Genomic DNA, 18,277 nt, shown 5'->3' on the forward strand with positions numbered 1-18,277 from the left:
CTTGTGTCACAACTCGACATGATCGCGGCGGCTCTTCGCGTCACGCCACACGACCAGCGGCAACACCGTGAAGATCACGATCTACGGCTGCCGTAACATGTGAGCACCCTATTCTCGCGTAACTTTTTTGCCTCTTTGACGAGAAGTCTTTCCGTACAACAGAAAGTGAGGTGTCGGCGTGCCGCCCCGTCGTGGCTTGCGTCGAATGCGAGCATCGTACGGTCCCGGCCGAAAGGAACGTCACCGTGAAGGTCAGCTCTCCATCTGGAACCGCGGCCCCGGCCCGGCGCGGGCCGAGCTGGAGAACGGCGACGCTGGTCGCCGCGGGGTCTCTCGCCACTGTGCTGGTCGCCACCCTGTCCCCGGCGGCCGGCGCTTTCCCCACCCCCAGCCCCAGGCCGACGCCCACCCCGACGCCCACCCCGACGCCCACGCCGACGCCCACGCCGACCGAGGAGCCGGACGACACGGAGACCGAGGAGCCGGAGGCAACGCCGACCCCGACGCCGCACAGGCATCTCAAGTGGGACTTCAAGGAGGAGGCCGACCACCGGTGCAACCCCAGGACCTTCTTCAAAGTCCACGGTCTTTCGCCGCGCAACTTCTACATCCCGCACACCCGTTTCATCGACGGGCCGGGCGGCACGATGACGGTGAGCGTCACCCGTGAGTACGAAGTGCTCGCCTTCCTCGAGACCGAGTCGGAAAAGCAGATAGCCCTCACCACCGGGGACGTGGTGCGCCACCTGCGCCGGCTGGGAATCCCGCACCTTGAAGAACGGCACCGGGTCTTCGCCGGGCACGAATACACGCGGGAAATCAGCAAAGGCAAGTACGGCAACATGCGGTACCGCGTTTTCGGCTACCGCATCGGCTGGTCGGCCTGGCAGGTGATCGGCACCTGCCGTCACCGCTTCATCGACCGCGGCATAGCGAACGTGCCCGCGCGGGTCGAGGGCTGGCGTTACTGGGAGACCAAGCGCCCGAAGTTCAAGGGCCGGGTGCTGCGCCGCAAATAGTTCGGGGCCCGCCGATGAGTTCCGGCTCGCTCCGTGGTCAACACCGTAACGGCCGAACCCGCAGAGGAGCAGAACATGGTCATCGTCGCAGGACACCTCATCGTCGATCCGCGGCGCCGCGAGAGCTATCTCACCGACTGTGTGAGCGTCGTCGAGCTGGCCCGCCGCGCGCCCGGCTGCCTCGACTTCGCCATCAGCGCGGACCTGGCGGACCCGGGCAGGATCAACGTCTTCGAGCGCTGGGAGTCGCGGACCGCCGTCGAGGCCTTCCGCGGCAGCGGCCCCGGCGATGCCCAGCAGGAGGCGATCCTGGCCGCTTCGGTGAGCGAGTACGACGTCGCGGACGTGCGCTCGCTGACCTGAGCACGCAGGCTGGGGGACGGCGTGTAAGGCGTTCATCGGCGGCTTTTCAGCTGGGACTTCAGCACGTCGACCTCGCAGCCCGGCGAGGACGGGTCGAAGCCGTGCTCGGCCAGCCACCGCACGCCCAGCAGGCTCCGCACCGACCACCACCCGCGGATCACGTCGAGGTCGACGTCGGTGCCGTAGCCGGAGACGACGTCATCGAGATGCTCCTGGTGTCCGAGCGTCAAGGTCGCGAGGTCGAACAGGCCGTCGCCCCGGCCCGCCTCGGACCAGTCGATCACACCGGTGATCTCGTCACCCTCGACGAACACGTGACTGACCTGCAGGTCGCCGTGCGTGAACACCGGCCGCCACGGCCGCAGCGCCGCCTCCGCGACCCGCCGGTTCCGCTCGACCAACTCGGCGGGAAGAACGCCGTGCCCGACCAGCCACGCGCACTCGGCGTCGAGCCGCGACACGATCTCGTCGAGGCTCCGGCCCTGCCACGGCGGCAACGGCGCGTCGTGCAGCCTCCGCGCGGCGGCCCCCGCCGAGGCCCAGGCCGCCGGGGACGCGGCCGACGGCTCCCCGAGACGGCCGAGCGCCGCGCCGGGGAGGGCGGCGAGCGCGAGCACGGGCGGCTTGCGCCACAGCACCTCCGGCGTCGGGACCGGCGCCCTGGACATCGCCTCCACCTCGACGTCCGTACGCCTCTGATCGGCGTCGACCTTCAGGAACACGTCGCCGACGCGCAGGGTCGCGCGCTCGTGATGGGCGACGACGACCTCGACCTCATCCACCCTCGCCATTATCACGTGAGCGGGAAAGGCTGCCGTGAGATCCCGGCAGCCACGGATCAGACGGTGAGGACCGTGCCGGGGCCGCCTTCGCGGATCGCGAAGAAGGGCTGCCGGGATCCCCTCAGAGATCCCGGCAGCCGCGGATCAGACCGTGAGGACGGTGCCGGCGCCGACGGTCAGGCCGCCTTCGCGGATCGCGAAGCCGAGGCCCGGCTCCAGGGCGACCGGCTTGCCGAGGGTGATCGGGACCTCGACCGTGTCGCCCGGCCGGGCGGGCTCGGGCAGCAGCAGCTCGCCCGGCACGTCCGTCGTGCGCAGGTAGAACTGCGGCCGGTAGCCCGAGGCGATCGGCCCGCGCCGGCCGCCCTCCTCCGCCGTCAGCAGGTAGACCCGGGCGGTGAAGGCCCGGTGAGCCTGCTGGGTGCCCGGGGCCGCGAGCACCATGCCGCGCCTGACCTGGCGCCGCTGGACGCCGCGGAGCAGCAGGGCGGCGTTGTCGCCCGCCTCGCCGCGCTCCATGGTCCGGCCGAACGTCTCGACCCCGGTGACGACCGCCGACAGGTCGCCGCCCAGCCCGACCGCCTCGACCGTGTCGCCGACGCGGACCGCGCCGCGCTCGATGGCGCCGGTGACGACCGTGCCGCGCCCGGTGATGGACATGATGTTCTCCACGGGCATGAGGAACGGCGCGTCCACGTACCGGACCGGGACCGGGATGTGGTCGTCCACGGCCGTGAGCAGCGCGTCGATCGACGCCGTCCACGCCGGGTCGCCCTCCAGCGCCCGCAGCCCGGAGACCCGGACCATCGGCGAGCCGGGGAAGCCGTGCTCGTCGAGCAGTTCCCGCAGCTCCAGCTCCACCAGGTCGGTCAGCTCCGGGTCGGCCCCGTCGGCCTTGTTGACGGCGACCACCAGGTGCTCGACGCCCACCCGGCGGGCGAGCAGGACGTGCTCCCTGGTCTGCGGCATGATGCCGTCGCGCGCCGACACGACCAGGATGGCGCCGTCGAGCTGCGCCGCCCCGGTGATCATGTTCTTGACGTAGTCGGCGTGGCCCGGCATGTCCACGTGCGCGTAGTGGCGGGTGGCCGTCTCGTACTCGACGTGCGAGATGTTGATCGTGATGCCCCTGGAGTGCTCCTCCGGGGTGCGGTCGATCCGCTCGAACGGCGTGTACGTGGCCTGGCCGCGCTCCGCCAGCACCTTCGTGATGGCGGCGGTCAGCGTGGTCTTGCCGTGGTCGACGTGGCCCATCGTGCCGATGTTGAGGTGCGGCTTGTTCCGCACATAGGCCTGCTTGGCCATGATCCCTTCCTGAGAACCTGGACGCCTGGTGACCCGTGCGGGCCGTCTACCTCTCCCCGCCGGGTCACACTCCGGGACGAACGGGAAGAGGTCAGCGCTCCAGGCCGCCGAGGGCACGCGCGAACGCACCCGCGGGGGGCGTCGTCGGAAGCGCGTGCCGGATCATGGTGAACATGGTGATGCGCTCAGCGCCGGGGGGCAAGCGAATATTCCCTTTGGTCCCGCGTACAAGACCGGGGGCCTCGTTCGTCCTGCAGACCGAAGCAGGGGCCGCGGCGCTCGCCTAGCGTTCGCTCATGGCCCGCCTCACGCTCGACGACCTGTTCCGCCTCGCCGTCCCCTCCGACCCGCAGGCGCGGCCGGACGGCGGCGCGGTCGCCTACACGCTCACCACCGCCCGGCGCGAGCCGGACGAGAACCGCGCCGAGATCTGGCTCGCCGTCCCCGGCGCGGAGCCGCGGCGGCTCGCCGAGGGGGCCTGCCCGCGCTGGTCGCCGGACGGGCGCGTGCTCGCGTACCTGCGGCCCGTCGAGGGCCGGCCGCAGATCCACCTGCTGCCCATGGACGGCGGGGAGCCGCGCGTGCTCACCGCCGCGCCGCTCGGCGCGGGCCCGCCGGTGTGGTCGCCCGGCGGCGACAGAATCGCGTACGCGGGACCTTGCGGCGAGCCCGACCCGCACGCCCCCGTGGTGGCGGACCGGCTGGACTATAAGGCCGACGGGGCGGGGCTGCTGCGCGGTGTCACCACCCAGGTGTTCGTCGCCGAGGTGGCGTCGGGGGAGACCGTCCAGGTCACCGAGGGCGACTTCCACGCCGGGCAGCCGTCGTGGTCGCCGGACGGGGAGCGGCTGGCCTTCACCGCCGGTATGGAGCCGGACGGCGACCTGCGGCTGTCGAGCTCGGTGTACGAGGTCGCGGCGGGCGGAGGTGAGCCCGGGCGGCTGACCGGTCCCGAGGTGATCGCGACCGGGGTGTGGTGGCTCGGGGAACGGCTGGTCGCGGCCGGGCTGCCGGAACCGGTCGGGCACACCCGGCTCTACCTGGTCGAGGCGGACGGCGCCCGGGAGCTGAAGACCGGCCTGGACCGCAACGTCATGGTGGGCGCGCCCGGCTATCCCGGCGCCGCACCGCAGCTCGCAGGCGGTGACCTGCTCTTCGCGGCCCGGGATCAGGGGTGCACCCACCTGTACACCGTCCCCGTCACCGGAGGCACGGCGGTCAAGGTCGTCGGCGGGGACACGGTGGTCGCCGGGGCGAGCGCCGCCGGAACACGCCTCGCCTACGTCGCGGCCACCCCGACCAGTGCGGGGGAGGTGTACCTGACGGATCTCCCCACAGGGGAAGCGCCGGTGCCGGGGGAGGCGCTCACCTCGTACGCGCTCGACGACGTCAGCCTGTTCACCCCGCGACGCCGCACGTTCACCGCCCCCGACGGAACCCCCGTCGAAGGGTTCGTGCTCCGCGACGAGTCGGCGGCCACGCCGGGGCCGCTGCTGCTCGACATCCACGGCGGCCCGCACAACGCCTGGGCGCCCGTCTTCGACGGCGCGCACCTCTACCACCAGGTGCTCGCCGCACGCGGCTGGACCGTGCTCACCCTGAACCCGCGCGCCAGCGACGGGTACGGCGAAGCCTTCTTCAAGGCGACGACCGGCGCCTGGGGCCTGGCCGACGCCCAGGACTTCCTGGCCCCGCTGGACGACCTGGTCGCCGAGGGCGTCGCCGACGCGGAGCGGCTGGCCGTCACCGGCTACAGCTACGGCGGCTACATGACCTGCTGGCTGTCCACCAGGACGGCCCGCTTCAAGGCCGCCGTCCCCGGCGGGGCCGTGACAGACCTCGTCAGCGCCAGCGGCACCTCCGACCTGGGCTTCTTCCTGAAGAGGTACGAGTACACCGGCGACCCCGCCGCCCAGTCCCCGCTCACCCACGTGGACCACGTCACCACCCCCACCCTGCTGCTGCACGGCGACGCCGACGACCGCTGCCCGGTGGGCCAGGCCGAGCAGTGGTTCGCGGCGCTGCGCGAGCACGGCGTGCCCGTGCGGCTGGTGCGCTACCCGGGCGCCTCGCACCTGTTCATCCTCGACGGACGCCCCTCACACCGCTTCGACTACAACGAGAGGATCATCGCGTGGCTGCAGCAATGGGTCACCGGCTCGCCGAGCTGATCGCCGAGTACGAGGTGCCGGGAGCGGCCCTCGCCTACCTGCATCGGGGGGAGGTCCACGAGTTCGCCGCCGGCGTGCTCAACACCGCCACCGGTGTGGAGGCTACCCCGGACTCCCTGTTCCAGATCGGCTCGGTCACCAAGGTCTGGACCGCCACCCTGCTCATGCAGGAGGCCGAGCAGGGCCGGCTCACGCTGGACACGCCCGTCGCCGAGGTGCTGCCGGAGTTCAAGGTCGCCGACCCCGAGGTGACCGAGAATGTGACGATCAGGCATCTGCTGGCGCACACCAGCGGTATCGACGGCGACCTGTTCATCGACACCGGGCGCGGCGACGACTGCGTGGCCAAGTACGTCGAGGCCTGCGCCGACCTGGTGCAGAACCACCCGCTCGGCGTCACCCAGTCCTACTGCAACTCCGGCTTCGTCATCGCCGGGCGGGTCGTGGAGAAACTGGCCGGCAAGCGCTGGGACGACGTGCTCCGCGAGCGGATCATCGAGCCGCTGGGCCTCACCCACACCTGGACGCTCCCCGAGGACGTGCTCCGCTTCCGCGCCGCCATGGGCCACGTCGACGGGCGGCCCGCCCCGGTCTGGGGGCTCATGCGCGCGGTCGGCCCGGCCGGCCTGATCTGCGCCCGGCCCGCCGACGTGGTCGCGTTCGGCCGCGCCCACCTGGAAGGCGGCCTGCTGGAGAACCCGGCCGCCCTGTGGGAGCCGCAGGTCGACATCCCCAACCCGCACACCCTCGGCAGGCAGTGGGGCGTCGGCTGGATCCTGGACGAGTGGGACGGCCACCGGATCGTCTCGCACGGCGGCAACACCATCGGCCAGCACGCGATGCTCTGGCTCGTCCCGGACACCGGCACGGTCGTCGCCGTCTCCGTCAACGGCGGCCACAGCGGCGCCTTCACCCGGGCCGTCGCCACCGAGCTGCTGGCCGAGCTCGACGGCATCACCGTCCCGCCCGTGCTCGGCCCGCCGGAGACGCCGGTCGAGGTGGACACGGCCCGGTACGCGGGCGTGTACGAGCGGGCCGGGTCCCGGATGACGTTCAGCGACCGCGAGGGCGGCCTGCACCTGCGCATGGAGGCCACCGGTGCGCTCGCCGAGCTGAGCCCGCCCGAGGAGGTCGACCTGATCCCCGTCGACGACGTCACCTTCGTCGGCCGCAGGGACGGCGACCCCGACTGGATGTCCGCCGTGTTCTACGAACCCACCGGCGGGACCACGTACGTGCATCTGGGCGCCCGCGCGACGCCCCGGATCAGCTGAGAGGCGGAGGACATGGAACTGAGCGAACGTCTGGAGACGGCGGCCCGGGCGCACGGCGTGCCCGGCGCGGCCGTCGCCGTCTGGCACGACGGACGGCTGCGCGAGGCCGCCACCGGGGTGCTCAACACCGCCACCGGCGTCGAGACCACCACCGGCAGCGTCTTCCAGATCGGCTCCGCCACCAAGCCGTGGACGGCCGCCCTGGTCATGCAGCTCGCCGAGGAGGGCCGCGTCGACCTGGACCGGCCGGTCGCCGACTACCTGCCCGAGTTCGCCTTCCCCGCCACCGTGCGGCAGTTGCTCACGCACACCGGCGGCTTCGACGGCGACGTCTTCGAGGACACCGGGCGGGGCGACGACTGCCTGGACGCCTACGTCGCCCACCTCAAGGGCGCGGGCCGGGTGCACGAGCCCGGCGAGCTCTTCTCGTACTGCAACGCGGGCTACTGCGTGCTGGGCGCGCTCGTCGCCCGGCTGCGCGGCACCACGTGGGAGCAGGCGATGCGCGAGCGGCTGATCGGGCCGCTCGGCATCACGCAGGCGGCGCTCTTCGCCGAGGAGGCGGTGCTGCTGCGCGCCTCGGCCGGGCACATCGGGCCGGACGCGGACGTCTTCCCGCGCTGGCAGATGCCCCGCTCCAACGGCCCGGCCGGCTCCACCCTCTGCCTGGCGCCGCGCGAGCTGGTCCGTTTCGGCCGCATGTTCCTGGCGGGCGGCGAGGGCGTGCTGTCGCCGGAGTCGGCCGAGGCGATGCGCACCCCGCAGGTGGAGGTGCCCGGCGTCGCCGGGCTGCTGGCGGGTGCGTGGGGGCTCGGCTTCGAGATCTTCGAGTGGGGCGCGTACGGTCACGACGGCGGCACTCCCGGCCAGAGCACGTTCTGGCGGATCGTGCCCGGCGCGGATCTCGTCATCGCCATGGTCGGCAACGGCGGCGCGTTCCTCGGCCTGATCGAGGACGTGGCGTACCCGGTCATCCGGGAGGCGGGGGTGGACGTGCCCGGCTTCCCCGTCCCGCCGGAACGGCCCGGGCGGGTGGACGCCGCACCGTACGAGGGCAGGTACGAAGGCCCCGCGCTGACCCTGGAGGTGGCGGCGGCGGACGGCGGCCTCGCCGTGACCACGATCCCGGGCGAGACCGCGCGCGGGCTGGGCATGCAGACGAGCACCAGCAGGTACGTGCACCTGTCCGGCGACTCGTTCGTCACGGCCGAGCCGGAGGCGGGCGCGCACCACACGATCACGTTCGTGATGCGGGACGGGCGGGCCGCCTACCTGCACAACGGGAGAGCGGTCGCGCGTGCCTGAGCCGCCCGCCGGGCGGGCGCGCCCGTGACCGCCGGCCTCTATGGTGAGTGGATGACCGTCCGCCCCCGGGCCAGCCTGGGACGGATCCTGCACGACCTCGGCAGCACCGTCCTCGACGTGGCCGTCGCCCCCGGTGACCTCGACGCGGAGGTCACCGGCGTGCACATCTACGACCCGCACGACGAGCCGCTGGTGCCGCCCGGCGGGCTCGTGCTCGCCGTCGGCGTCCGCGGCGCCGGCCATGTCCGCGCCCTGCTGGAATGGGCGCCGCAGGCGGCCGGAGTGATCGTCAAGCTGCCGGTCGAGGTGGACGAGCAGGTCCGCGCCGCCGTGGCCGCGACCGGCGTGGCCGTGCTCGGCCTCACCCGCGCGGCCTCCTGGTCGCAGGTCGCCGCGCTGCTCCGCTCGCTGCTGGCCGAAGGCGACCTGGACGGGCCCGAGGACGAGCCGCAGGGCGACCTGTTCTCCCTCGCCAACGCCGTCTGCGCGCTGCTGGACGCGCCCGTCACGATCGAGGACCGCTCCTCCCGCGTCCTGGCCTTCTCCGGGCGGCAGGACGAGGCCGACCCCGGCCGGATCGAGACCGTGCTCGGCCGCCAGGTGCCCGAGCGCTACCGGCGCATGCTCGACGAGCGCGGCGCGCTCAAGGAGCTCTACCAGAGCCGCGACCCCATCTACATCGAGCTGCCCGGCGACATGCTCGACCGGGCCGCCGTCGCCGTCCGCTCCGGCGACGAGATCCTGGGTTCCATCTGGGCGGCGGTGCGCGAGCCGCTCACCGAGCAGCGGCAGCGGGCGCTCGCCGACGCCGCCAAGGTCGTGGCGCTGCGGCTGCTGCGCGAGCGCGCCGGCGCCGACGCCCAGCGGCGGCTCCGCGCCGACCTGCTGTCCACCGTGCTGGCCGGCGGCAGCGGCGCGGCCGAGGCGGCGGGCAGGCTGGGCATCGCCACCCAGCGGCTCTGCGTGCTCGCCGCCCAGCTCACCGACCAGGGCGAAGGCGACCCCGCCCGCGGCGAGAGCGACCGCCAGCGCTTCTGCGACGCGCTCGCCCTGCACGTCGCCACCATCCACCCCAAGGCCGCCGCCGCGCTCGTCGGCTCCGTCGCCTACGCCGTGCTGCCGCTCACCGCGGGCTCGCAGGACGAGGAGGACCGGGCGGTCCGCATCGCCCAGGACTTCCTGGCCCGGGTCGGGCCGCGCCACCCCGCCAACATCGGCGTCGGGCGGCTCGCCGCCACCCTCGCCCAGGCGGCCAGGTCCCGCGCCGACGCCGACCGGGCGCTGCGCGTGCTGCGCGCCCGCGGCACCACCGGCCAGGCCGCCGGCTACACCGACGTGCACTTCGAGTCGCTGCTGCTCCAGGTCGCCGACGTGGCCGGGGCCGAGGAGCAGACCCCCACCGGGCCCTACCAGCGGCTGCTCGACCACGACCGCGAGCACGGCAGCGAGCTGGCCGCCACCCTGCGCGCCTACCTGGACGCCTTCGGCGACGTCAACGCCGCCTCGGCGCGCGTCCACGTCCACCCCAACACCTTCCGCTACCGCCTCAAACGGCTCGTCGAGATCAGCGGCCTGGACCTGTCCGACCCCGAAGCCAGGCTCACCGTCATGCTGCAGATGCGGATCTTCGGGCCGTAGCACGACGCCGACCGCGGATTTCGTGGCCGGGCACGAAGAACGGATCGCCGCCAGCGGAAAAGGTGGGGCATCACCTCCCACCTCCCGGAGTTCCCATGAAGAGAACGGCAGGAGCCGCCGCACTGGCCCTGTTGGCCCCCCTGGCCGCGTCGGGCTGCGGCGCCGGCACCCCCGAGGCGGCCTCCACCTCCACCACCGACACCAGCGGCACGTTCACGTTCGCGATCCCCGCCGACCCCGGCGCGCTCGACCCCGCGATGGGCGTGCTGTCGATCACCAACACGGTGCTCTCGGTCGCCTACGACACGCTGGTACGGTCCGGCGAGGACGGCGGCGTCGTCCCCGGTCTCGCCGAGAAGTGGGACGTCAAGCCGGACTCCGTCACCTTCACCCTGCGCAAGGACGCCACCTGCTCGGACGGCTCCCCGGTCACCCCCGAGAACGTGGCCGCCACCGTCAACCACATCACCGACCCGGACACCAAGTCGCCCGTCAACGGCGTGCTCGTGCCCGCCGGCATGAAGGCCGAGGCCGGCCAGGACACCGTCACCCTCTCCACGCCCGAGCCGTTCGGGTTCATCCTGGAGAGCGCCAGGGACATCTTCATCGTCTGCGGCAAGGGACTGGAGGACCGCTCCCTGCTCACCCGCGGCACCTCCGGCTCCGGCCCGTACGTGCTCAGCGAGGCCGTGCCCGGCGACCACTACACGTTCAAGGTGCGCCGCGACTACGCCTGGGGGAGCAGCGGCACCGGCGCCGACCTGCCCGAGCAGGTCGTCCTCAAGGTCGTGCCCAACGAGCAGACCGCCGCCAACCTGCTCGTCGCCGGCACCGTCAACGGCGCCCAGTTCCTCGGCCCCGACCGGGCCCGCATGGAGTCCACCCCCGGCGTCGGCCAGATCGTCCACTCCGTCGGCAACGGCCAGTTCTTCTACCACCAGGGCGAGGGCCGGCCCGGCGCCGACCCCGCCGTCCGCAAGGCGCTCACCCAGGCGCTCAACCTGACCGAGCTGGGCGGCATCGCCTCCGGCGGCACCGGACGCCCCGCCACCGGCCTCGTCGCCGAACCCCGCCCCTGCCCGGGCGACACCGTCGCCGGACACGTGCCCGCCTTCGACGAGGCCGCGGCCGCCGCCGCGCTCGACGCCGCCGGTTGGAAGCCCGGCCCCGACGGCATCCGGGTCAAGGACGGCGAGAAGCTCACCCTGAGCCTGCTCTACCCCACCACCAGAGGACCCGGCGTGCAGGCTGCCGCCGAGTACATGGCCGCCGCCTGGCAGAAGGCCGGCGCCGACGTCAAGCTCAACGGCGCGCTCGACACCAAGCTGTCGGAGTCGCTCAACGTCACCCAGGACTGGGACGTCGTCTGGCTGCCTATCACCGTCACCCTCCCGTCGCAGCTCGTCGGCTTCCTGTCCGGCCCCGCCGCCCCCGAGGGCGCCAACTTCGCCCACCTGGACAACAAGCGCTACGCCGAGCTGGTGACCGAAGCCAACGGCATCCCCGGCGAGAAGGGCTGCGAGCTCTGGCTGCAGGCCGAGTCCGCCCTGTTCGAGAACGCCGACCTGGTTCCCGTCGTCGCGAACACCGTGCTCACCGCCACCAGGAACGCCACCTTCGGGTTCTCCGGCGGGCTGTTCGACCCGAGCTCGTTCCGGCTTACCCAGGGAGGCTGAGTGCGCCGAACGCTCATCCGGCGGCTCATCCGGTTCGGGGTCTCGCTCGCGGTCCTGGTGCTGGCCGCGTTCGCGATGATCCACCTGATCCCCGGCGACCCCGTGCGGGCCTCGCTCGGCCCGGCCGCACCGGTCGAGCTGGTCGAGGCCCGCCGGGCCGCGCTCGGCCTGGACCGGCCGCTGCCCGAGCAGCTCGTCACCTACGTGTCGGGGCTGGTGACCGGCGACATGGGCACCTCGTTCCTGACGGGCGAGCCGGTCACCGCCGTGATCGCGGCCCGGCTGCCCAACACGCTGACGCTCGCCCTGCTCGCCACCGCCGCGGCGCTGCTCGCCGCCGTCCCGCTCGGCATGTGGGCCGCCGTACGGACCGAGAACGGCCGCAACCGCGGCACCGAGGCCACGTTCGGCGGCGTCACCAGCGCCGTGGTGGCCGTCCCCGAGTTCCTGTACGCGATCGCGCTCGTCGCGGTGTTCGCCATCGGGCTGCGGCTGCTGCCGCCCGCCGGGCAGTCCGGGCCCGAGTCCTACCTGCTGCCCGTGCTCGCCCTGGCCCTCGGCCCCGCCGCCATGCTCGCCCGCATCGCCCGCGTCGAGACGCTGCGCGTGCTCGGCACCGACTACGTCCGGCTGGCCAGGGCCAAACGGCTGCCCGCCGCCCGCCTGCACCTGCGGCACGTGCTGCCCAACACGCTCACCGCCACCCTCACCCTGGGCGGGCTGCTGCTCGGCTCCCTCATCGCCGGCAGCGTGCTGGTCGAGTACGTCTTCGCCTGGCCCGGGCTCGGCGGCAAGATCGTCGAAGCGATCACCCAGAAGGACTACCCGGTCGCCCAGGGCGTGATCCTCGTCTACGGCGCCGTCGTGCTGCTCGTGAACCTCCTCGTCGACGTGGTGCTCGGCGTGCTCGACCCGACCTCCGCCATCAAGGAGTCGTGATGCTCCGCACCCCCGCGGCCATCGCCGGCGCGGCCCTGGTCACGCTCATGCTGGTGCTCGCCGTGATCGGGCCGCCCATCTGGGGAGAGGCCGCCGCCCGCGTCGACGCCGGCGCGATCCTGCAGGGCTCCTCGGCCGCCCACCCGCTCGGCACCGACAACCTCGGCCGCGACCTGCTCGCCCGCGTGCTCGTCGCCTCCCGCTACTCGCTGCAGCTCGCGATCGCCGCCGCGCTCATCGGCGCGATCGCCGGGATCGTGCTCGGCGCGCTGCCGTCCGTGCTGCCCCTGCGCGCCGGACGGCTCGTCACCGGCACCGTCAACGCGCTCGTCGCCTTCCCCGGCCTGCTGCTGGCCATGTTCACCGCCGTGGTCGCCGGGCTCGGCGCACGCGGCGCGGTCCTCGGCATCGGCGCGGCCATCGCCCCCGGCTTCGCCCGGCTCACCCAGACGCTGGCCGCCTCCGTCGCCCGTGCCGACTACGTGGCCGCCGCCCGCATGCTGCGGGTGCCCCGCCGCCGCATCCTCGCCCGGCACGTGCTGCCCAACATCGCCGAACCGCTCATCCTCAACCTCACCCAGGCGCTCGGCGGCGCGCTGCTCGGCCTGGCCGGGATGTCGTTCCTGGGGCTCGGCGTGCAGCCGCCCGACTACGACTGGGGACGGCTGCTCTTCGACGGCTTCGGCCGCATCTACATCCACCCCGAGGTCGCGCTCGGCCCGGCCGCCGCCATCGCGCTCGCCGGGATCGGCTTCAACCTGCTCGGCGACGCCCTCGCCCGGCACGCCGCCCGCACCCCCGCCCCCTCACGCGCCGCCGAGCCCCGCCCGCGGCCGGTCCCGGACACCGAGCCCGAACCCGGCGCCGTCCTCGACGCCGCCGGGCTCACCGTCACCTTCCCCGGCGGCGTCACCCCGGTACGCGAAGTGTCCCTCACCGTGCGCCCCGGCGAGATCGTCGGCCTGGTCGGCGAGTCCGGCAGCGGCAAATCGCTCACCGCCGCCGCCGTCGGCGGGCTCGTCCCGTACCCCGGAACCGTCCACCACGAGCGGCTGCGCCTCTGCGGCGAGGACATGGCGGGCCTGAGCCGCGAACGGCTCGGCACCTCGCTCGCCATGGTCTTCCAGGACCCGATGGCCTCCCTCAACCCCGCGCTCAAAATCGGCGGCCAGCTCGCCGAGGTCGCCGTCGTCCACCAGAACGCCACCCGCGACGAGGCCCGGCGGCGCGCCGTCGACCGGCTCGGCCACGTCGGCCTGCCCGAACCCGGCAAACAGGCCGGCCGCCACCCCCACCAGCTCTCCGGCGGCATGCGCCAGCGCGCCGTCATCGCCATGGGCCTCATGGGCAACCCCAAGCTGATCATCGCCGACGAGCCCACCACCGCGCTCGACGTCACCGTCCAGCGGCAGATCCTCCGCCTCCTCCGCGACGTCGTCGACGAGAGCGGCGCCGGGGCGCTGTTCATCTCCCACGACATCGCCGTCGTCGGCGAGCTCTGCGACCGGGTCGTCGTCATGTACGCGGGCAGGGTCGTGGAAGAGCTGCCCGTGGACCGCCTCGCCAAGGACGCCGCCCACCCGTACACCCAGGCCCTCATCGCCTCCCTGCCGGACATGGACACCGACCGGTCGCTCCCGCTCGCCAGCATCCCCGGCCGCCAGCCCGCGCCGGCCGAAGTGGGCTTCGGCTGCGCCTTCGCACCCCGCTGCCCGCTCGCCACCGCCCGCTGTACGACCGACCGGCCCCCGCTGGAACCCCACGGCCACGACCACCGCGTCGCCTGCTGGGAGGTCTCGTGAGTCACTTGCCGGGAAGTCGCGTGAGAGCCGGAGGTTCTGTGAGAGTCGATGACCTGACCGTCCGCTACGGCGGGTTCACCGCCGTCGAGGCGGTCACCCTGGAAGTCCCGCCGGGCCGCATCGTCGGGCTGGTCGGCGAGTCGGGCAGCGGCAAGTCGTCGCTGGCCCGCGCCGTCAGCGGCCTCGTCCCGCACACCGGCCGCGTCAGCGGCGCCTCCCGCGTCCAGATGGTCTTCCAGGACCCGTACGCGTCACTCGACCCGCGGATGCGCGTCGCCGAATCCGTCGGCGAAGCCCTGCTCCACCTCCCGCGCAGATCCCGCCCGGCCGAGGTGACCCGCATGCTGGAACTGGTCTCCCTGCCGCCGGAGACCGCCCGCCGCTACCCCAGAGAGCTCTCCGGCGGCCAGCGCCAGCGCGTCGCCATCGCCCGCGCCCTCGCCGCCGACCCCGACCTCCTCGTGGCCGACGAGATCACCAGCGCGCTCGACGTGTCGGTGCAGGGCGCCATCCTCAACCTGATCCGTTCCCTGCGCGACCGGACCGGGCTGCCGATCCTGTTCATCTCCCACAACCTGGCCGTCGTCCGGTACGTGTGCGACGAGATCGCCGTCATGCACCGCGGCCGCATCGTCGAACACGGCCCCACCCTGGACCTCGTCTCCAGCCCCGCCGACCCGTACACCCGCACCCTCCTGGAGGCGGTGCCCCGCCTGCCGCGCTAGAGTGCGCCATGACCACCGATGAGTCCGCACGCCACCAGCGGTCATAACGGTCATGGCAACCTTCGCACTCATCCACGGAGGCGGCGGCAGCGCCTACGACTGGCACCTGCTCGAAGCCGAACTCCGCGACCGCGGGCACGACACGATCGCCGTGGACCTGCCGGTGACCGACCCGCAGGCAGGCCTCTGGGACTACGCGGACACGGTCGTGAAGGCGGCCGGCGAACGCCGGGACCTCGTCGTGGTGGCCCACTCCTGGGGCGGCATCGTCGGCCCGCTCGTCTGCACGCGCACCCCCGCCATCGCGCTCGTCCTGCTCGCCGCCATGATCCCCAGCCCCGGCGAGACTCCGGACGAATGGTGGAAACGGTGCAGCCCGCCCTCGTCCGGCATCGACGACCACTACGAGCTGTACATGCACGACGTCCCCCGCGACCTCGCCGAACGCGTGCAGGCCCACGACGCAGCGCTCAACGAGCACATGAACATGGACCGCGCGATCCACGAGCCCTGGCCGCTCACCACCTGGCCGGACGTCCCCACCCGATACCTGCTCTGCCGCGACGACCGCTGCTTCACCCCCGACTTCACTCGCCGCCACGTCCGGGAACGCCTCGGCATCGTCCCGGACGAAATGCCGGGAAGCCACATGGTGATGCTGTCCCGCCCCGCGGAACTGGCCGCATACCTGGTCGATGTCCTGCCGTGACGGGTGCCGAATGTGATTCGAAACCCTGTCCTGAAGTGCCAGAAATGTGGAAACAGTAGGACAGAAAGTCACTTACGCCCTGCTTGAAGCGCACAGCCTCCCGCCCGGTGACGAAATCCGGCTCGTCGTCCTGGCGGAGAAGGGCGGCTCCTTTCACACTCAGAGCCAGCCGTGTGTCGTCATGCGGGATGAACAGCTCAGGTGTCCTGAGTTGTATGTCGGAGATCCGGACAGTAAGAACGAGAAGTACACGATGATGGCTGTCCAGGCGAACGACGAAGTCGCCCGGGAGTTCATGAAGTACCTTCTCGACGCAGAGGCACGCGGTTACCCTGGGATCGGCGGCCTGCCTGATGACGCACGCATACTCCATGACGTGAAGGTCCAGCGCCATAGCTCAGTGGACTGAGGAATTGGCACCCTTTCGTGCCGCTTTCGCCAAGTACTGTCTTAATCGCGGAACTCGCCCAGCACTCGGGGGGTGCGGGGGCCGGAGGCCACCCGCCGGGGGTGTGGGGGGCACCCCCCACAGAGCGCAGTCCGAGCCGGCTCGCGCGGAGCGCGTCTACCGCGAGGGCCATGCTTTTGTACGGGCGACCAGGCTTTCAGAGGGGGATCCACTCCTTGGAGGTGGTGATCTCTTCCAGGATGGACGGGATGGGCTCCACGCCGAGGCCCGGGCCGGTGGGGACCGAAAGGTGGCCGTCGGAGAGTTCGAAGGGTTCGGTGAGGTCGGTGGCGTAGTAGCGGCGGGAGGCGGAGGTGTCGCCCGGGAGGGTGAAGCCGGGCAGCGCCGCCAGCGCCACGTTCGCCGCGCGGCCGAGGCCCGTCTCCAGCATGCCGCCGCACCACACCGCGACCCCGTGGGCCCGGCACAGGTCGTGGACGCGGCGGGCCTCCAGGTAGCCGCCCATCCGTCCGGGCTTGATGTTGATGATGGAGCAGGAGCCGAGGGCGATGGCGGCCGCCGCGTGCTCGGCCGACTCGATGGACTCGTCGAGGCAGATGGGGGTGCGCAGTTCGCGGGCGAGGCGGGCGTGCTGGACGAGGTCGTCGTCGGCGAGCGGCTGTTCGATGAGCAGCAGGTCGAAGGCGTCGAGGCGGGCCAGGTGGCGGGCGTCGGCCAGGGTGTAGGCGGCGTTGGCGTCCACCTGGAGCAGCACCTCGTCGCCGAAGCGTTCGCGGACGGCCCGGACCGGTTCGACGTCCCAGCCGGGCTCGATCTTCAGCTTGATCCGCACGTACCCCTCGGAGAGGTAGCCCTCGACGGCGTCGAGCAGGCGCGGGACGGAGTCCATGATGCCCACGGACACCCCGCACGGCACCCGGTCGCGCGCCGCCCCGAGGAAGCGGCCGAACGACTCGCCGGACGCCCTGAGCTGCGCGTCCAGCACGGCCGTCTCCAGCGCGGCCTTGGCCATCCGGTGCCCCCGGACCGGCTGCATGGCCCGGGCGGCTGATTGGGCGTCGACGTCCGAAGGCAGCCGGGGGAGCAGGAAGCGGCGGATCACGTCGGCGGCGCCGTCGGCGTACTCGGCGGAGTAGAGCGGCTCCGTCATGGCCACGCACTCGCCCCAGCCCTCCGCGTCGGGTGTCACGACCCGTACCAGCAGCACGTCGCGGACCGTCTCGGTGCCGAACGAGGTGCGGAACGGGGCCACCAGCGGCATCGCGACCCGCCGTAGCTCGACTCCAGTGATCTTCACGCCTTCTCCACTACGTAGTACGACTTGTCGTGAAATCCGATGACCTTGCGCCCCTCGGCCAGCATGTCACCCAGCGTCTCCCGTACGGCATATCGCCAGGACTTGGCCAGGCCGGGCTCGGTGCGGCGCAGGCGCTCGACGTCCTCCGGCACGGCGATCAGCACGGTGGCGGCGTCGGCGCGGCCGGGCACCGGCCGCCCGCCGTCGTCGGCGAGCGCCACCACCGCGTCCGGCGGCACCGGTACGGGGGAGCGCGGCCCCGAGACGAGGGCCTCGACGCGCGGATCGCTGATCGGCCAGACCGCGAGCACCCGGTCGGCCTCGTCGCCCTGGTTGATCGCGTCGTCCATGACCCCGTAGAAGGCCGGCAGGTACTCCTCGGGGCGGGCGCCCAGCTTGGCCAGGTTGAAGTGGGCGTTCCGGCGCACCAGCGGGTCGAACGTCCAGGTGATCCGCCGCAGCCCGCGCTCCAGCGCCCACCGCCGCTGGTGCAGCTTGAGCGCGAACCCGGCGCCGGGGCAGTTGAGCACGCCGGTGATGTGGGAGTGCAGCGTGGCGTCCGCGCCGAAGAACGCCACTGAGGCCCCCACCAGCCGCTCGCCGTCGAAGGCGCCGGTCACGTAGTTGCCCGCGTGCGCCAGGGCCAGCATCAGCTCCGGGGTGATCGGCCGCCCGGCCGGGCCGAAGTGCCAGATGTCCTCGAACAGCGCCATGACCTGCTCGAACTCTCCGATCTCGTGGAGCTCTTCGATGGAGATCAAAGCTGTCGGCCCTCTCAGTGCGGCGGATGTCACCGCGACGCTATGCCACCGCACCCCTGCCGGGATTCGTCCGGGCATACCAAGACGGTGCGCTTCTTCGTC

General features: G+C 72.6%; 16 protein-coding genes. 12 read left to right on the forward strand and 4 right to left on the reverse strand.

The window, feature by feature from the left end; all coding sequences use genetic code 11:
- Positions 1 to 245: 245 nt before the first annotated feature.
- Together AB0J42_RS11690 and AB0J42_RS11695 are read left to right on the forward strand one after the other, a co-directional pair.
- Positions 246 to 1,019 (forward strand): hypothetical protein, encoded by a 774-nt coding sequence (locus AB0J42_RS11690; RefSeq protein ID WP_364291843.1) that lies wholly within the window; start codon positions 246 to 248, stop codon positions 1,017 to 1,019.
- A gap of 75 nt (positions 1,020 to 1,094) precedes the next feature.
- Positions 1,095 to 1,382 carry an antibiotic biosynthesis monooxygenase family protein gene (locus AB0J42_RS11695; protein ID WP_364291845.1) on the forward strand — a complete coding sequence of 96 codons (288 nt, stop codon included), beginning with the start codon at positions 1,095 to 1,097 and terminating at the stop codon, positions 1,380 to 1,382.
- 32 nt (positions 1,383 to 1,414) lie between these two features.
- On the opposite strand, the gene AB0J42_RS11700 is transcribed toward AB0J42_RS11695, so the two are convergent.
- A complete protein-coding gene (locus AB0J42_RS11700; RefSeq protein ID WP_364291848.1) occupies positions 1,415 to 2,164 on the reverse strand; it encodes a phosphotransferase in 750 nt (249 codons plus the stop codon).
- Between the two features lie 144 nt (positions 2,165 to 2,308).
- Entirely contained in the window at positions 2,309 to 3,469 is a 1,161-nt protein-coding gene (gene tuf / locus AB0J42_RS11705; protein WP_364291851.1) for an elongation factor Tu, read from the reverse strand.
- Positions 3,470 to 3,765: 296 nt separating this feature from the next.
- On the opposite strand from tuf, the gene AB0J42_RS11710 reads away from it, so the two are divergent.
- The 10 genes from AB0J42_RS11710 to AB0J42_RS11755 all read left to right on the forward strand — a co-directional run bounded on the left by AB0J42_RS11710 (position 3,766) and on the right by AB0J42_RS11755 (position 16,117).
- Positions 3,766 to 5,640: a S9 family peptidase gene (locus AB0J42_RS11710; RefSeq protein WP_364291853.1), complete on the forward strand. Its 1,875-nt coding sequence runs from the start codon at positions 3,766 to 3,768 to the stop codon at positions 5,638 to 5,640.
- On the forward strand, positions 5,604 to 6,914 hold the full coding sequence (locus AB0J42_RS11715; protein WP_364291856.1) for a serine hydrolase domain-containing protein: 1,311 nt from the start codon (positions 5,604 to 5,606) through the stop codon (positions 6,912 to 6,914). Before AB0J42_RS11710 ends, AB0J42_RS11715 begins: the two co-directional genes overlap by 37 nt.
- A gap of 12 nt (positions 6,915 to 6,926) precedes the next feature.
- A complete protein-coding gene (locus AB0J42_RS11720) occupies positions 6,927 to 8,219 on the forward strand; it encodes a serine hydrolase domain-containing protein (RefSeq protein WP_364291859.1) in 1,293 nt (430 codons plus the stop codon).
- Between the two features lie 51 nt (positions 8,220 to 8,270).
- Entirely contained in the window at positions 8,271 to 9,857 is a 1,587-nt protein-coding gene (locus tag AB0J42_RS11725; RefSeq protein ID WP_364291862.1) for a helix-turn-helix domain-containing protein, read from the forward strand.
- A gap of 95 nt (positions 9,858 to 9,952) precedes the next feature.
- Positions 9,953 to 11,533, forward strand: a complete 1,581-nt coding sequence (locus tag AB0J42_RS11730; RefSeq protein ID WP_364291865.1) for an ABC transporter substrate-binding protein — start codon at positions 9,953 to 9,955, stop codon at positions 11,531 to 11,533.
- Positions 11,534 to 12,472, forward strand: a complete 939-nt coding sequence (locus AB0J42_RS11735) for an ABC transporter permease (RefSeq protein ID WP_364291868.1) — start codon at positions 11,534 to 11,536, stop codon at positions 12,470 to 12,472.
- Entirely contained in the window at positions 12,472 to 14,274 is a 1,803-nt protein-coding gene (locus AB0J42_RS11740; protein WP_364291871.1) for a dipeptide/oligopeptide/nickel ABC transporter permease/ATP-binding protein, read from the forward strand. The genes AB0J42_RS11735 and AB0J42_RS11740 overlap by 1 nt, the downstream gene beginning before the upstream one ends.
- Before the next feature lie 38 nt (positions 14,275 to 14,312).
- Complete coding sequence (locus tag AB0J42_RS11745) at positions 14,313 to 14,999, forward strand: ATP-binding cassette domain-containing protein (RefSeq protein WP_364291874.1); 687 nt, start codon at positions 14,313 to 14,315, stop codon at positions 14,997 to 14,999.
- Between the two features lie 52 nt (positions 15,000 to 15,051).
- The gene (locus AB0J42_RS11750; RefSeq protein WP_364291877.1) at positions 15,052 to 15,708 is read left to right on the forward strand and encodes an alpha/beta hydrolase; all 657 of its coding nucleotides are present in this window, start codon (positions 15,052 to 15,054) and stop codon (positions 15,706 to 15,708) included.
- Between the two features lie 46 nt (positions 15,709 to 15,754).
- Positions 15,755 to 16,117: a hypothetical protein gene (locus tag AB0J42_RS11755; RefSeq protein WP_364291880.1), complete on the forward strand. Its 363-nt coding sequence runs from the start codon at positions 15,755 to 15,757 to the stop codon at positions 16,115 to 16,117.
- A 196-nt stretch (positions 16,118 to 16,313) separates the two neighbouring features.
- On the opposite strand, the gene menC is transcribed toward AB0J42_RS11755, so the two are convergent.
- Positions 16,314 to 17,414 (reverse strand): o-succinylbenzoate synthase, encoded by a 1,101-nt coding sequence (menC, locus tag AB0J42_RS11760; protein WP_364291883.1) that lies wholly within the window; start codon positions 17,412 to 17,414, stop codon positions 16,314 to 16,316.
- Complete coding sequence (locus AB0J42_RS11765; RefSeq protein ID WP_364291886.1) at positions 17,411 to 18,175, reverse strand: GNAT family N-acetyltransferase; 765 nt, start codon at positions 18,173 to 18,175, stop codon at positions 17,411 to 17,413. Before AB0J42_RS11765 ends, menC begins: the two co-directional genes overlap by 4 nt.
- Positions 18,176 to 18,277 lie beyond the last annotated feature (102 nt).

Source organism: Nonomuraea sp. NPDC049649 (assembly GCF_040675175.1).
GTDB lineage: Bacteria > Actinomycetota > Actinomycetes > Streptosporangiales > Streptosporangiaceae > Nonomuraea.

What these genes read in the sequence shown, in the direction of transcription:
- AB0J42_RS11720 (WP_364291859.1), top strand. Translation starts at nt 6,927, where the DNA reads ATGGAACTGAGCGAACGTCTGGAGACGGCGGCCCGGGCGCACGGCGTG.
- AB0J42_RS11695 (WP_364291845.1), top strand. Translation starts at nt 1,095, where the DNA reads ATGGTCATCGTCGCAGGACACCTCATCGTCGATCCGCGGCGCCGCGAG.
- AB0J42_RS11710 (WP_364291853.1), top strand. Translation starts at nt 3,766, where the DNA reads ATGGCCCGCCTCACGCTCGACGACCTGTTCCGCCTCGCCGTCCCCTCC.
- tuf (WP_364291851.1), bottom strand. Translation starts at nt 3,469, where the DNA reads ATGGCCAAGCAGGCCTATGTGCGGAACAAGCCGCACCTCAACATCGGC.
- AB0J42_RS11740 (WP_364291871.1), top strand. Translation starts at nt 12,472, where the DNA reads ATGCTCCGCACCCCCGCGGCCATCGCCGGCGCGGCCCTGGTCACGCTC.
- AB0J42_RS11725 (WP_364291862.1), top strand. Translation starts at nt 8,271, where the DNA reads ATGACCGTCCGCCCCCGGGCCAGCCTGGGACGGATCCTGCACGACCTC.
- AB0J42_RS11730 (WP_364291865.1), top strand. Translation starts at nt 9,953, where the DNA reads ATGAAGAGAACGGCAGGAGCCGCCGCACTGGCCCTGTTGGCCCCCCTG.
- AB0J42_RS11750 (WP_364291877.1), top strand. Translation starts at nt 15,052, where the DNA reads ATGGCAACCTTCGCACTCATCCACGGAGGCGGCGGCAGCGCCTACGAC.